Origin of the sequence: Pseudoalteromonas sp. TB25 (assembly GCF_000497995.1) — a bacterium.
Classification (GTDB): domain Bacteria; phylum Pseudomonadota; class Gammaproteobacteria; order Enterobacterales; family Alteromonadaceae; genus Pseudoalteromonas; species Pseudoalteromonas distincta.
On sequence record NZ_AUTI01000458.1, the window covers coordinates 43,582 to 58,518 of the forward strand.

The window sequence follows — 14,937 nt, forward strand, 5'->3', positions numbered from 1 at the left end:
CGGTTTTTTTATATCCATTATTTGCCAAAAATATAAAGCTTTATAAGTTGTGTAAGGCTAAAAAAAGCGGCTATGTAGCCGCTTTAACAAAGTTTAAAATAAATTACAGTTCTTCAAAATAAAGTGGTTCGCGTTCTTTTTTACCCACTTCATTCATTGTCTCTGCATTGAATAGTCGACCATTGATCATGGTGTAATCTACTTTATCCGAATCTCGAATATTTTTAAGCGGATCGCCATCTATAACCATTAAATCAGCCAGTTTGCCCACTTCAAGCGAGCCTACGTTTTTATCAAGCCCTAAATACTTAGCCGGATCGAGTGTCGATGCACGTATTGCCTCAAGCGGTGTCATTCCGCCTTGTGCAAACATCCACATCTCCCAGTGTGCACCTAAGCCTTCACGCTGACCGTGAGCACCTAAGTTAACTAATACACCTAGGTCTTGCAGCTCAGCAGCAACGCGTGCGTTATTAAAGTGATTATAGTGATGATCGGGCGCTTTAATGCGGCGCATAGAGCGTGGTAATAATTGATTTTTTGGCACAAATTTACTTAAACGCGGGTGATTCCACACATCAGTTTTATCGTACCAGTAGTTCTCACCCCAAATGCCACCATAAGCCACTACAAGTGTTGGTGTGTAACCAACATTACTTTGCGACCATAACTGCTTTATATCGTCGTATATGTTCTCTACAGGGATTGAATGCTCAATACCTGTGTGTCCATCTACAATCATACTTAAGTTATGCTGTAATAATGAGCCACCTTCAGGGACAACCATCATTTCAAGTTCACGGCCTGCTTCAATAACTTGTTGGCGCTGCTCACGACGTGGTTGGTTATACGACTTAACACTAAACGCCCCTACTTTTTTAAGGCGCTCTAAATGAAATTTAGCATCGTCTAACGAGTCAATATGCGACGTATAACCTGGCATATTTGCGCCATATAAAATAGTACCGGTTGAGAAAATACGCGGGCCAACAATCATGCCTGCCTTTTGCATTTCGCTTGCGGTAAATATTTCAGAGGTATCGTTTGATGGATCGTGAATTGTAGTTACACCCAGCGCTAAACCTGCAAAGTTTTTCCAGTTTTGCTCAGGTATAATTTCACCGCTTGCTTGCGAGCCATGTGCATGAGCATCAACAATACCAGGCATAATTGTTTTGCCTGTTACATCAATAACCTCAGCACCTTTAGGGATGCTTATCTCGCTGGCTGTACCAATTGCTTTAATATGCTTGCCATCAGTGATAATTACACCATTTTCAATAACCTTTTCGCCGTCCATCGTTATAATTTTTGCACCAGTGAGCGCAATCATGCCTTTAGGCTCTGCCATTTTTTTACTGAAACCGATATTATCGCCACTTTTCACTTTAAAGTCGGCATCTTCGGCTTTGTTAATAGCAAACATCCCCTCAAGGCTTGCATGATAAAGCTCAGGCCCTAATGTCCAATAAAGTTTGTTGCTCTTAGCACTCCAGCTAATGTTTTCACCAGCACGTACCGATAACTGCTCTATTGGGAATTGACTGTCTTTAGGCCCAATATTAATTGTTTTACCACTTTGAACAAACGGCGTTACAAATACTTTAAATCGCTCAGCAAAAGCGAGGTATTGCCCATCTGGTGATACTCTAAATTCTGTCGCATGTTCTGACTCGTACAGTTTACGAACTTTTTTACTTTCAAGCTCTACTACGCTAAGCGTTGGTTTTGGCCAAGAACTCATTATAAAAACGCGATCGTTTGCATCTCCAAATTGTGGTTGATAACCACTTTTTGAAATAAGCTCACTTTTACCGCCTTTTGCGCTTACGCTATAAACCCCCGGATTAAGTGACCATTTAGGGTTTAAAATACTGCCGCCAGTAGCTTTTCGATAAACAACCGTTTTACCATCTGGGCTAAAAGTTGGCTCTACATACTTGCCTGGCTGCGTTGTAATGGTATCGCCACGGCCACTGCGCGCAGACACAACCCTCACAGACCCTTGTTTGTTATCATCCCATGTGGTGAAAACTATTTTTTTACCATCGCGAGAGTACTGTGGAAATAATTCGTAATGATCTGTTTGCTTTGTTAAACGCTTAATTTTACCCGACTCTAAATCACGTTTATAAATATGCCCAAGCGCTTCAAATATTGCCGTTTCGCCATCTGGGCTTACTTGCACATTACGCAGCATTTTTACATCAAACTCATCAGTATCTAAGTTTTGTGTAAAGCGCACCGCTTTTTGAATTTTTTTACTTGTTTGCACTTTAAAAGGAATGGTTTTTACAGATTTGTCTGCAACATCGAGCTTGTGAATTGTACCACCAGCCCAAAATACCAGTTCTTCATTATCGGGTGTCCATGCAATGGTTGGGTATACACCATGAATAGCCCAGGTTTCTTGCATATCTCGCTCAAGCTTATCGTAAAGCTTAGTGTGCTCACCGCTGGTTAAGTCATATAAATAAAGACTAGTTTGAAAATCATCACGCTTTATATACGCCAGTTTTTTTCCATCAGGTGACGGTGTAGGCCTAATAGCACCGCCCATCGTATCGATTATGGTTTCAATTTCACCCGTTTCACGGTCGTAGCGCTTAATTTTATAAATGCCCGCTACAGAATCTTTTGAATAATGAAAGGTTTTACCGGGTGTAGCATCATGCGAAAAGTATACATAACGACCATCCGGTGAAAACATTGGCTCACCTAAATCTTTTTGATCGTTCTCGCGTTTTGTAAGCTGTACGCCCTTGCCACCCGCTTTGTGATACAACCACACTTCACCGGCACCTAATGAACGGCTAGCTGTAAAGTGTTTACGTGCAACTAAATAGTCACCATCAGGACTCCATGCAGGGCTATTTAGTAATCTAAAGGTTTCATCGGTAACAGCGTGTTGATTTTCGCCATTTAAGTCCATAACCCAAATATTATCGCCACCACCTTGATCGGAGGTAAACGCAATACTTTTACCGTTAGGACTAAAACGAGGTTGCATTTGCCATGCAATATCAGAGGTGAGCTTTGTAGCTGTACCACCACTCATTGGCATAGTGTAAATATCGCCAAGTAAGTCAAACACCACGGTTTTACCATCAGGGCTAATATCTATATTCATCCATGTGCCTTGCTCAACGCTAATTGCAGCGTCAACAAATTGCCCCTTAGGTGAATCTACTTGCCATTTTTGTTCGTCTTTTTCGGCGGCATTTACCTGCCCTATCGCTAATGACACCGACAATGCTAATACTGTATGAAGCATTTTTTTCATGCGTTTCTCGCTTGTTATTGTTGCAGTAAAAACTATTTCACATGATTGCAACAAAAACAAACCTAACTTGCCAGCGTTATATGATAAAGCGCGGTTTATGTAGGTTTAATGCCAAACAATAGGGTCAAATTGGTAGTAATTAACTAGCATGCTATAAATTTCAGGATCGTATCGGCGAAGCTCTGCGGGTTTTTCGAGGAAGGTTTCGGTGAGTACAGCAAAAAACTCAGCTTCGTTAGTCGCACCATAGCTGTGAATAACATGCGGCATGCTATAAGCAACGTGACTTTTTAACTGGGTGAAAGCACGGCTAAATACTCGGCCCCACTCTTTGTAATCTGCTGAGCTTTTTAAAATGGGTGTGCCCGTTGTTTTACCTGTTTCTTGATCGAGTTGATGCGCAAACTCATGAAAAACTAAATTATGTCCATCACTTGGCAAGCGGTTACCCTCAAGCACATCATGCCAACTGAGTACAAGCGTGCCGCCAGGCCATGACTCGCCTAGTCTTACCGTATTGTGGTAACTCACAAGTCCTGCACTATCGCGAGTTGATTGTGGGGCGTAATAAGCACTGGGGTATAATAAAATTTCTTTTACATTTCTATATAACGGCCACGGCTTATTAAGCACTAATACACACGCATCGGCGGCAACAATTAACTTCATTGCAGACGTTAGCTTTAAGCCATCACAACCGACAAAGCGTTTTTCGTTTAAAAACCACGTAATATGTCGCTCTAACTTCTCTCTGTCGGCATCGGTCATTTTTTTATAGATGGGCATGCAACGCAGTAAAATATCTTTTTGCTGCGAATTTAAAGCAAAGTCTTTATATTTACTGCGCCATAATCGGTTTTGAATTGATGGCCAACGCCAGAAAATCACCACAAAAAGAATTAAAACAACAATTAACAGTCCATTTATCATGGGGATTTCCTGAGCTAAGGTATGGTATATAAATATGTCCAGCACACGTGCTTTTCAAGCATATAAGGTTATGTATTTGAATAAAAAGTAATTCACATCGCATTGCTTATAGATTACTTATAGATTACTTATAAATTGTTTACTGCTTTGCACTGCCGTTAAATGACGTGTTTAAAGTTAATTTTTGCAAAAAGAGTCAAATGTACCCTGCAATGTGTTTATAAATTTCGCTACGTGCAAACCATCCATTAATGAGTGGTGTACATCGATAGCTAAAGGTATTGTACCTGTGTGTTTATCAAACTGACCAAATACAAATTTAGGAATGCCTAAACTCTCCCCTTCACTAAATGCATGCGAAAACGCACTAAAATTCAGCCACGGCAAAACAGATATATGAATTAGGTCGGCCTGCCCTTCTGTTTGAGCAAATGCATCAGAAAATAACGGCTGTAATTTCGCTTTTTTGCTTACGTCACTTGCATGATTTGCAAACTCTTTAAAATCGCTTGCGCTATTAAAATAACTAAAAACAAACGTATCGTTTTCAGACAACTCAACCACACTTGCGCGAACACTATTAAGTAGCCATGGCTTACTATCTATTATACGTAGCATTATTGAATCGTACTCATGGCACGCTTTTAAGGTGCAATATACATATGCTTGAAAAAAAGAAAATTGATTGGTTTTGCAATAGTCGTAAAGTGCTTGAGCATCTAAACGCACACACACATTAAAATAAGGCTGAGAAAAGTGTTTAAATAATTCAAAGTGTTGCTTTCTAGGCCAATTATCTAAATCGATAGGCTGCATGAGAGAAGTTGAGGGAGTCATAATTTGCCGCACAAAATTAAAAATAAAGTGTACCGCTGTTCAGTAACAATTGCATTAACTTACAGATAAACAAAAGGTGTGCAATTGCACACCCTTATATAAATTAGAACTTAGATCACAGACCGTTTTTAATGATCTCTTGCGCTAATTCGTCAGCAATTAAATGCGTTGATTTTTGCTCTTTTTCGCTACGGGCAAAGATTTCAGTTAACGTATTAAAAATACCTTCAACATGTTTATTAGACGCTGCTGCACTGTAACCATCTGGCGCTGTTTCGTAATAAACATTAATAATACCACCGGCGTTAATTACGTAATCTGGTGCATATAAAATGCCTTTTTCACGAATAACTTCACCGTGGCGAGATTCTGCCAGCTGATTATTAGCACAGCCTGCAATAATAGTCGCTTTTAAACGCGGTATCGTTAAATCGTTAACGGTTGCACCTAATGCACAAGGTGCATAAACATCAACATCTAAGTCGTAAATGTTATCAATGCCAACCGCAGTTGCACCAAAATCACTTACTACACGGTCAATGGCAGCTTGGTTAATATCAGTTACAAACAACTCAGCGCCCGCATCATGTAAATGTTTACATAAACCATAAGCAACAGCACCTAAACCTTGAACAGCCACTTTCACACCTGCAAAATTTTGATGACCGCGTTGATGCTGTAGCGCTGCTTTAATTCCTAAAAACGTACCGTATGCTGTAAATGGCGATGGGTTACCGCTTTTACCTTCAAGACCCAGTACGTAATTAGTTTCTTTATTCATGATAGCTACATCAGCACATGTGATGTTTACATCTTCTGCTGAGTAATAGCTGCCATTTAATCGCTCTAACTGGCGGCCAAATGCACGGAATAATTGCTCAGATTTAATTTCTTTCGCGTTACCTATAATTACAGATTTACCACCACCAAAGGGTAAGCGCGCAACTGCATTTTTATAAGTCATGCCCTTTGATAAACGTAGCACGTCATAAACAGCATCTTCGTCGTTCGCATAATCCCACATTCTACATCCGCCAACTGCAGGACCTAGGTTGGTATTATGTACAGCAATAATTGCTTTTAAACCCGACTCTTCATCAGAACAAAAAACCACTTGTTCATGGTTATCAAATTCAACTCGATTAAACACAGCCACTTAAAATACTCCGAAATAGTTAACCCGTGAGAGGGTATGCGCGCTGGAAATTGCCGAGACTTTATCACTTCATATACGTGTTCGCCATACTCACAGATGATAAAACCAATGAAAACATTAAACTTAAATTAAATAACCTAATTAAAACTTTTATACAGATAAAAAATTCACAAAACCATCATTTGTAAGTTTTAATTACTATGAATATAAGAATCTCACTAACTTACGTTTACGTACACGTAACACAGCGATTGCATGTAAAGTTTAATATACAAGTGCTACTTGCCCGACACGTACTGCTGCCTATAGGTTTTCAGTAAAAAGTGAGCTTTTTCGCAAACTGGTCAGAGCTGTAAACTTACTAATAACCCTATTTAAAAAAACAAAAAAGCGAGCACTAGGCTCGCTTTTTAAAAACACAAAACGTACGTTATTTTAGCTTGCTATCAAGCTCTTCAATTTTAGCTTTCCAGATAGCAGGGCCTTGTGTATGCGCATTGGCGCCTTCACTGTCTACTGCAACAGTCACTGGCATATCTTCTACTTCAAATTCGTAAATAGCTTCCATACCTAAATCTTCAAAAGCTACAACACGCGCTTTTTTAATCGCTTTAGATACTAAGTAAGCTGCGCCGCCTACAGCCATCAAATAAACAGATTTATGCTCTTTAATAGACTCAACAGTCGCAGGGCCACGTTCAGCTTTACCAATCATGCCTACAATGCCTGTTTTTTCTAGCATCATATCGGTAAATTTATCCATGCGAGTGGCTGNGCTGTTGTGGGGCCAGCAGGACCTACTGCTTCATCGCGTACCGCATCCACAGGGCCTACGTAATAAATAAATTTATTATCAAAGTCTACGCCCTCAGGTAAACCTTCACCTGAGTTGATCATATCTTGCAAACGTTTATGCGCTGCATCACGACCTGTTAAAATAGTACCCGAAAGTAAAACGGTTTCACCCATTTTCCATTCTTGAACATCTTTTTTAGTCAGTGTATTTAAATCAACACGACGTGTGCCTTCGCCCACTTCAAATGTTACTTGTGGCCAATCTTCTAGTTTAGGTGCTTTTAAATTAGCAGGGCCAGAACCGTCAAGCGTAAAATGTACATGGCGAGTTGCCGCACAATTTGGGATCATTACTACAGGTTTTGAAGCTGCATGCGTTGGTGCTGTTTTAATTTTAACATCAACAACCGTTGTTAAACCGCCTAAACCTTGTGCGCCAATACCTAATTTATTAGCACGGTCAAAAATTTCTAAACGCAGTTTTTCTTCAGTTGTCTCTGCGCCGCGTTCCATTAATTCATGGATATCAACCGGATCCATTAACGACTCTTTAGCCATTACTGCTGCTTTTTCAGCCGTACCACCAATACCTATACCTAGCATGCCTGGCGGACACCAACCAGCACCCATTGTTGGTAGTGTTTTTTCTACCCATGCAGCAACATCATCTGACGGGTTTAACATAACCATTTTACTTTTGTTTTCAGAGCCACCGCCTTTAGCCGCAACCATTACTTCTACTTTTCCACCCGCTACTAAATCAATATGCACAACCGAAGGCGTATTATCTTTAGTATTTTTACGCGTACCAGCAGGGTCTGCAACAATAGATGCACGTAAAGGGTTATCTGGATTCAAATATGCACGACGAGTACCTTCATCAACCATTTGTTGAACGGTTAAATCTGTTTTATCCCACTTAACATCCATACCTACTTTAACAAAACAGGTAATAATACCGGTGTCTTGGCAAAGTGGACGCTTGCCTTCAGCCGACATGCGTGAGTTAATTAAAATTTGTGCAATGGCGTCTTTAGCCGCTTTACTTTGTTCTTTGTTGTACGCTTTTTCGAGTGCTTGAACAAAATCAAGTGGGTGATAGAACGAAATATATTGCAATGCATCTTCAATGCTATCAATAAAGTCTTGCTGACAAATTGTACTCATAGTGGTTCCTTAAGTTACCGTTACGCGTTGTCGCGTAATCTAAATCAAACCGGTGACGGTGGTTTGCACTGTTTTTTGCAGCTTAGTGCTGCCAAAAAATTTGACTTATGATACCCTCCCAGCCCGTTTCGAGCCAGTTCTTAAAGGGGCAGTAAATGCTAAACAATAAAAAAAATTGTATTAAATTAGGCATAACACAAAACTGCATTGACGTTTTTGCGCATTTTTCACATTTGCCTTATGCAATTCTATTAGATTCTGCAAATAGTAATCATATAAACAGCCGTTTTGATATTGTTGCTATTGAGCCGCAAAGTACCCTTGAAGTAAAAAATAATAAAAGCTTTTTAAATAATATAGAAAGTAGTGATAACTGCTTTGAAATTATGAATAATGAGCTTTCGCATCTTGCTAAAACAAAAGCCGATTACGATTTACCCTTTAACGGCGGCTGGCTTGGCTACTTTGGCTACGACTTAGGGCGTACAATTGAAAACATCCCCACTCGTGCTATTGAAGATATTAATCTTCCCCAAATGGCTATTGGCCTTTACTTAGATGCCCTTATTTACGACAAGCAGCAACAAAGCTGGTTTTATGTATCGCAGCCAAACACCGATCGATTAGCGCTTTATGAGCAATACTTAAATACACACGCTAACTCCCAAGTTAATACGCAGTCCTTTGCCCTAAACAGCGACTGGCAATCAAATATGAGCGAAACGGAATACGCTGCAAAGTTTGCCCAAATTGAGGAGTATCTAAAAAGTGGCGATTGTTACCAAATTAATTTAGCGCAGCGCTTTAACGCTCAGTTTGAAGGCTCCCCTTGGGCGGCTTATATTAAACTGCGTGAGGCAAATAAAGCGCCATTTTCGAGCTTTATAAATCACCCTCAAGGGGCAATTTTATCAATTTCCCCTGAGCGCTTTATATCTGTAAATAATAACGTTGTAGAAACCAAACCTATTAAAGGCACTCTGCCGCGAAAAGCGGATGCGCTGGAGGATCAACGCCAAGCCCAAATACTCGCAGCATCAGCTAAAGATCGCGCTGAAAATGTCATGATTGTTGATTTACTGCGTAACGACTTAGGCAAAGTGGCAAAACCTGGCAGCGTCCACGTCCCTTCCCTTTTTGCTATTGAAAGCTTTCCGGCAGTGCATCATTTAGTAAGCACGGTAACCTCAGAACTTGATGAAGGCAAAACAGCGGTCGATCAGTTAAAAGCGGCTTTTCCGGGTGGCTCAATCACCGGTGCGCCCAAAATTAGAGCGATGGAAATAATTGAAGAACTAGAACCACATCGCCGCAGCATTTATTGTGGTTCAATTGGTTATTTAAGTGCATGTGGAAATATGGATACGAGTATCACTATTCGTACCTTGGTGTGCCACAAAGCGCAAATTTACTGCTGGGCAGGTGGCGGAATAGTAGCTGATTCTAAAGTCGAATTGGAATATCAAGAAACTTACGATAAAGTAAATAAAATCCTCCCTTTATTAAAACAGTAGGTCGCTTTGAATAGTGAACACATTATGGCGCGGTTTCTGTTAAGCCCTACAGCTGCGCCAAACCAGTTAAAAGACACGCGTAAAAAACGTGCTAGCGCTGTTATGCTGCCAATTATTGATATAGATAATCATGCACATATTTTACTGTGTAAACGCCCTACTTATTTACACCATCACCCTGGGGAGATTTGTTTGCCCGGAGGTAAGTTTGAAGTAAGCGACATTACCCTTCGCACCACAGCCCTTCGCGAACTAAAAGAAGAGCTAAATATTGCCCAAAGCAACGTTAATGTATTAGGTCATTTACCTGAGTATTCAACATTAACGGGTTTTAGTATTAGCCCCTATGTGGGTTTACTTAATAAAGGCACCACCTGGGAAAATGACTATAATGAAGTACAAGCGAGCTTTTTACTCTCGGTCACTGAGTTAAATAACGAAGCTAATTGGCAACCCTTACCTTTTCAACGATTTGGGAAAACGGTTATTTTGCAAGGTTTTAAAACGCCACATGGTTTACTTTGGGGTGCGACTGCAAGCATTATAAAAAACTTTACAAAACAACTCGCCTTACCAGTTTAAATCTTCGTTATTAGTAGTTACACAATCACAATTCCACGTTATCATGCTCGACCGTTCAAAGAGCAGCTTCGTGCTGATAAAACAAAGTAGAGACACACATTATGATCAGTGCATTTGATATGTTTAGCATTGGTATTGGCCCTTCGTCATCACACACCGTTGGCCCAATGCGCGCATCACGCTTATTTGTTAATGACCTACAAGAACAACAATTATTAGCAAATGTTACCGATATTAAAGTAGAGCTTTATGGCTCTTTGGGACAAACAGGTGTTGGCCATGGATCGGGTAAAGCCGTAATTCTTGGTTTAGCCGGTTATGACCCTGAAACTATAGATGCCGATTTAGTCGACGACATTTTAGCGACCATCGAAAAAGATCAGGTTATTTATCTAAACAAAACACACAAAGCTAAGTTTCCAAAACAAGGCGCTATTGTTTTTCATCGTCGCAAAACGCTGCCTAAGCACTCTAATGCAATGGAAATTATCGCCTCAAACAACGGCGAAAAAGTTTACAGCAAAGTATATTACTCTATTGGCGGTGGCTTTATTGTTACTGATGAAGAGTTTGAAAACGAAAAACAAGCAGCCCTTGATATTAGAGAAGAAAACCCAGCTCCTTTCCCTTTCAGTAGCGCAAAAGAGCTACTAGAGATGTGTAAAGAGTCAGGGCTTAGTGTTTCAAGCTTAATGATGAAGAACGAAAAAACACTACGCACTGAAGATGAAATAAAAGACACGCTGTTTCATATCTGGAAAGTAATGATGGCCTGTATTGACCGTGGTATGCGTACCGAAGGTATCCTACCTGGCGGCTTAAAAGTAAAGCGCCGAGCGCCTAGCTTATACTTAAAACTAAATATAGAGGTCAGTAACGACCCACTTCGTGCAATGGACTGGGTTGATTTATTTGCCCTTGCCGTAAACGAAGAAAATGCGGCAGGTGGCCGTGTAGTTACCGCACCAACTAATGGTGCTGCGGGTATTTTACCGGCTGTGCTTATGTACTATCACACATTTGTGAAAGAAGTAGACCGCGATATAGCCACACGTTATTTATTAACGGCTGCTGCTATTGGTATTTTATATAAAAAGAATGCCTCTATATCGGGTGCTGAAGTAGGTTGCCAAGGTGAAGTTGGCGTTGCGTGCTCTATGGCTGCAGGCGCATTAACAGAAATTGTTGGTGGCAATGTTGTGCAAGTAGAGAACGCAGCAGAAATTGGTATGGAACATAATTTAGGCCTCACGTGCGACCCTGTTGGTGGCTTAGTACAAGTACCGTGTATTGAACGTAATGCAATGGGCGCGATTAAAGCAATTAATGCCTCACGTTTAGCTATTCGTGGCAGTGGCGAGCAAAAGGTATCACTTGATAAAGTGATTAAAACCATGCTTGAAACCGGCAACGACATGAAAACCAAATACAAAGAAACCGCTCGCGGTGGATTAGCAGTTAATATTATCGAATGTTAATCAGCTCGCTATAAAGAGAAAAAGCTGTCTATTTTAAAATAGACAGCTTTTTTATTGTTCGTTCAATGCAATCACCTTATTTAACGGGTAACTCTATATCTGCAAATAACTTATCTACGTCATCTTGGTTACGTAACAAGCTTGCTCGCTCTACGCGCTCTTTAGTTAAGTGCGGTGCAAAACGTTCAATAAAATCATACATATAGGTACGTAAAAAGCTGCCCTTTCTAAAACCAATTTTGGTCGTGCTTGCTTCAAATAAGTGGCTTGCATCAATACACACTAAATCGGTATCGCTCACTTGATCTATCGCCATTGAAGCGACAACACCAACTCCTAAACCCAGTCGTACGTATGTTTTTATAACATCAGCATCGGTTGCAGTAAATACAATGTGTGGTTCAAGCCCGTGTGCGCTAAACGCTTTATCTAACTCTGAGCGGCCCGTAAAACCAAATACATATGTAATGAGTGGATATTGGGCAATGTCAGCAACAGTTAAACTATTTGCCTTTTTAGCGAGAGGATGGTCTTTAGCAACAACAATACTGCGGTTCCAATGGTAGCAAGGCAGCATAACTAAATCTGAATACAAATGCAGTGCTTCTGTTGCAATAGCAAAGTCGGCATCACCGCGTGCTGCAGCATCCGATATTTGCTGTGGAGTACCTTGGTGCATATGAAGCGATACCGCAGGGTATTTTTTCATAAACCCTTGAATAACGTTAGGCAAAGCATAACGGGCTTGGGTATGTGTTGTGGCAATATTTAACTTACCTTGATCAGGTAGCGTATGCTCATTAGCAACGGCTTTAATACCTTCTACTTTGGAGAGTATTTCACGAGAAATATTAATTATATCTTCGCCAGCACCGGTTACATGCGTTAAATGTTTACCACTGCGACCAAAAATTTGTACACCCAACTCATCTTCTAACATGCGTACTTGTTTAGAAATTCCTGGCTGCGAGGTAAATAAACTCTCAGCAGTCGCTGAAACATTTAATTTATGATTTTGTACTTCTACGATGTATCTGAGTTGTTGTAATTTCATGGCTGCAAATTTTAACGTTATTATTCATATTATTTATAAAGGCAATACCGCTTAAAACCAAGTGTTATTTGCGTAAAATATCACTTTAGGTCTTTAGGTGTGCAATTATCTGATTAGAGCTCAAGGCTAGCATAATAAATATGCTTCAGGTAGCGATGTTTATTCAGCTTTAGTTTATAAGCCCTTAGGATGACTACGGTTTATAAAGAGCTCAACCTATCAATTTTTTGGTGTATTTTTTAAGTTAATCGGCGCAAAGCTACCCTGTTAACGTATATTTAATGTAAGATTAAATAATTAGGTTATATATCCGAGAATTACACCATGATCGTTTCTATTATAATAGTGCTTATAGTTGCATTGATTGTGATTGCACTTTGGGTAAGTGCTGTACAACAACACAAAGAAAAACAAGAAGCGGAACGCCGCAAAGAGCTAACAAAACAAAAAGCTATAATAGAAGAAACAGAAGAAGCACTAATGAATAGTGCCAATATACCTCTTTCTGAAAATATAATCCGTGTATTGCAACGCCGTATTTACGAAGCATTAAACACGATGGTTACTAGTTCGCCAACATCCAAAGCACTCAAAAGCCGCTTAGGTGAGGCTAAAACGCACCTCACCAATGCAGTTCTAGACAACAGCAGTGAAGCCCTAACGCTACCGAGTAATGACAAGCAGCTTGTTGGCCTAATTCAAGGTATTAAAAAATTACGCTCAATTTTACGCTCTGAACATAATAAAGGTCGTATTGATAGCCAAGTTTTTGTTTTAGAAGATAAACGTCTTGAAAAACTACAACTGCGTATTAATATCGAAAGCCAAATAAAACGTGGCTTATCTGCCCGCTCAGCGAGTATGGTTGGCTCTGCAAGGCAGTATTTTGAAAAAGCACAGGCAACGCTCAATGCAGTTACATACACCGATGAATATGTAACAACAAAACGCCAAGAAGTTGAAGGTTACTTAGAAGCAATTAGTGTTGAACTTAGAGCTTCTAATGCAAGCGCACTTAAAAAGAAAACAGAAGAAGAGCAAGACGACTTAGATATATTGTTTGCTCCTAAAAAGAAATGGTAATTCTTTTATAAAAGTATTAAAAAAGCCTGCACAAATTAAATTTATGCAGGCTTTTTTGTCTATTTGTTAGTCATTAAGACAAAAATGCAAACTTGAAAACAAACAAGGCTGTCAATATCCAAACACTAATACTGATTTGATCTTGCTTACCACACAATACTTTTACCGCTGTATAAGATATAAAGCCAAGTGCAATACCGTGCGCAATCGAAAACGTTAATGGTGTCATTAGTAATACTACAGTAACAGGAATTGCATCGGTCATATCATCCCAATTTACAAACTTTAAATTTTGTAGCATCAGTACAGCGACATATAAAATAGCACCTGCCGTAGCATAAGCCGGTACCATTTGTGCAAGCGGTGCAAAAAACATCATTAGTAAAAAGCAAATACCTACAACTACAGCCGTTAAGCCAGTACGTCCGCCAACAGAAACACCAGCAACCGATTCTATATACGATGTAGTCGTAGACGTGCCTAGCATCGCACCTGCAATTGTTGCTGAGCTGTCAGCACTTAGTGCGCGTCCTAAACGAGGCATGTTACCTTTTTCATCAGCTAAACCAGCTTTTTGAGTGACCGCAACTAATGTACCCGAAGTATCAAAAAGATCGACAAACAAGAATGCAAAAATAACACTCATCATTGATATATCAAAAGCGGCGGCAAAATCTAATTGCATAAAAGTAGGCATTATTGATGGTGGCATAGCCATAACACCGTGATATTCAACTAGCCCTAAACTTAGTGCAATGCCAGTCACTAATAAAATACTAATAAGTACACCGCTTTTAAAATCGCGGTATAAAAGCGCTGCAATTACAAAAAAGCTTAATATAGCTAATAATGGGCCTGGGGAAGTAATGTCGCCCAATTGCACTAATGTTGCTGGGCTTGAGACAATAATACCTGCATTTTTAAGGGCAATTAAGGCTAAAAAAGCACCTATACCTGTTGCGATAGCTCGCTTGAGCACCAGAGGTATGGCATTAATAATCCATTCTCTGACTTTAAATAAGCTTAAAAATAAAAATATACAACCCGACATAAAAACA

General features: G+C 39.9%; 10 protein-coding genes and 1 pseudogene. 4 read left to right on the forward strand and 7 right to left on the reverse strand.

From position 1 onward, the window contains the following. Nucleotides 1-103: 103 nt before the first annotated feature. From L652_RS0123055 to L652_RS01000000124330, 5 genes and pseudogenes are all read right to left on the reverse strand, one after another. Entirely contained in the window at nt 104-3,283 is a 3,180-nt protein-coding gene (locus tag L652_RS0123055) for an amidohydrolase family protein (protein ID WP_024595523.1), read from the reverse strand. A gap of 105 nt (nt 3,284-3,388) precedes the next feature. Then, the gene (locus tag L652_RS0123065) at nt 3,389-4,213 is read right to left on the reverse strand and encodes a M90 family metallopeptidase (protein ID WP_024595522.1); all 825 of its coding nucleotides are present in this window, start codon (nt 4,211-4,213) and stop codon (nt 3,389-3,391) included. A gap of 177 nt (nt 4,214-4,390) precedes the next feature. Continuing rightward, nucleotides 4,391-5,029: a CatA-like O-acetyltransferase gene (locus tag L652_RS0123070; protein ID WP_024595521.1), complete on the reverse strand. Its 639-nt coding sequence runs from the start codon at nt 5,027-5,029 to the stop codon at nt 4,391-4,393. Nucleotides 5,030-5,165: 136 nt separating this feature from the next. Then, nucleotides 5,166-6,206, reverse strand: coding sequence for a Glu/Leu/Phe/Val dehydrogenase (locus L652_RS0123075; protein ID WP_024595520.1), 1,041 nt, complete (start codon nt 6,204-6,206; stop codon nt 5,166-5,168). 430 nt (nt 6,207-6,636) lie between these two features. After that, a pseudogene (locus L652_RS01000000124330) lies at nt 6,637-8,168 on the reverse strand (fumarate hydratase). Nucleotides 8,169-8,323: 155 nt separating this feature from the next. On the opposite strand from L652_RS01000000124330, the gene pabB reads away from it, so the two are divergent. The 3 genes from pabB to L652_RS0123095 all read left to right on the forward strand — a co-directional run bounded on the left by pabB (nt 8,324) and on the right by L652_RS0123095 (nt 11,742). Beyond that, on the forward strand, nt 8,324-9,682 hold the full coding sequence (gene pabB / locus L652_RS0123085) for an aminodeoxychorismate synthase component I (protein ID WP_024594771.1): 1,359 nt from the start codon (nt 8,324-8,326) through the stop codon (nt 9,680-9,682). Between the two features lie 6 nt (nt 9,683-9,688). After that, complete coding sequence (locus L652_RS0123090) at nt 9,689-10,264, forward strand: CoA pyrophosphatase (protein ID WP_024594770.1); 576 nt, start codon at nt 9,689-9,691, stop codon at nt 10,262-10,264. A gap of 101 nt (nt 10,265-10,365) precedes the next feature. Further along, entirely contained in the window at nt 10,366-11,742 is a 1,377-nt protein-coding gene (locus tag L652_RS0123095; protein WP_024603668.1) for an L-serine ammonia-lyase, read from the forward strand. A 76-nt stretch (nt 11,743-11,818) separates the two neighbouring features. Here L652_RS0123095 and cysB read toward each other — a convergent pair whose 3' ends face one another. Further along, nucleotides 11,819-12,796 carry an HTH-type transcriptional regulator CysB gene (cysB, locus tag L652_RS0123100; RefSeq protein ID WP_002961670.1) on the reverse strand — a complete coding sequence of 326 codons (978 nt, stop codon included), beginning with the start codon at nt 12,794-12,796 and terminating at the stop codon, nt 11,819-11,821. A 324-nt stretch (nt 12,797-13,120) separates the two neighbouring features. Here cysB and L652_RS0123105 point away from each other — a divergent pair, with 324 nt between their 5' ends. Beyond that, complete coding sequence (locus tag L652_RS0123105) at nt 13,121-13,879, forward strand: hypothetical protein (protein ID WP_024594743.1); 759 nt, start codon at nt 13,121-13,123, stop codon at nt 13,877-13,879. A 73-nt stretch (nt 13,880-13,952) separates the two neighbouring features. Here the strand turns inward: L652_RS0123105 and L652_RS0123110 are convergent. Next, the coding region (locus tag L652_RS0123110; protein WP_029770364.1) for an NCS2 family permease at nt 13,953-14,937 on the reverse strand (985 nt) is incomplete at its 5' end.

Coding starts and splice junctions, on each gene's coding strand:
- pabB (WP_024594771.1), top strand. CDS start 8,324: ATGCTAAACAATAAAAAAAATTGTATTAAATTAGGCATAACACAAAAC.
- L652_RS0123070 (WP_024595521.1), bottom strand. CDS start 5,029: ATGCAGCCTATCGATTTAGATAATTGGCCTAGAAAGCAACACTTTGAA.
- cysB (WP_002961670.1), bottom strand. CDS start 12,796: ATGAAATTACAACAACTCAGATACATCGTAGAAGTACAAAATCATAAA.
- L652_RS0123065 (WP_024595522.1), bottom strand. CDS start 4,213: ATGATAAATGGACTGTTAATTGTTGTTTTAATTCTTTTTGTGGTGATT.
- L652_RS0123055 (WP_024595523.1), bottom strand. CDS start 3,283: ATGAAAAAAATGCTTCATACAGTATTAGCATTGTCGGTGTCATTAGCG.
- L652_RS0123095 (WP_024603668.1), top strand. CDS start 10,366: ATGATCAGTGCATTTGATATGTTTAGCATTGGTATTGGCCCTTCGTCA.
- L652_RS0123105 (WP_024594743.1), top strand. CDS start 13,121: ATGATCGTTTCTATTATAATAGTGCTTATAGTTGCATTGATTGTGATT.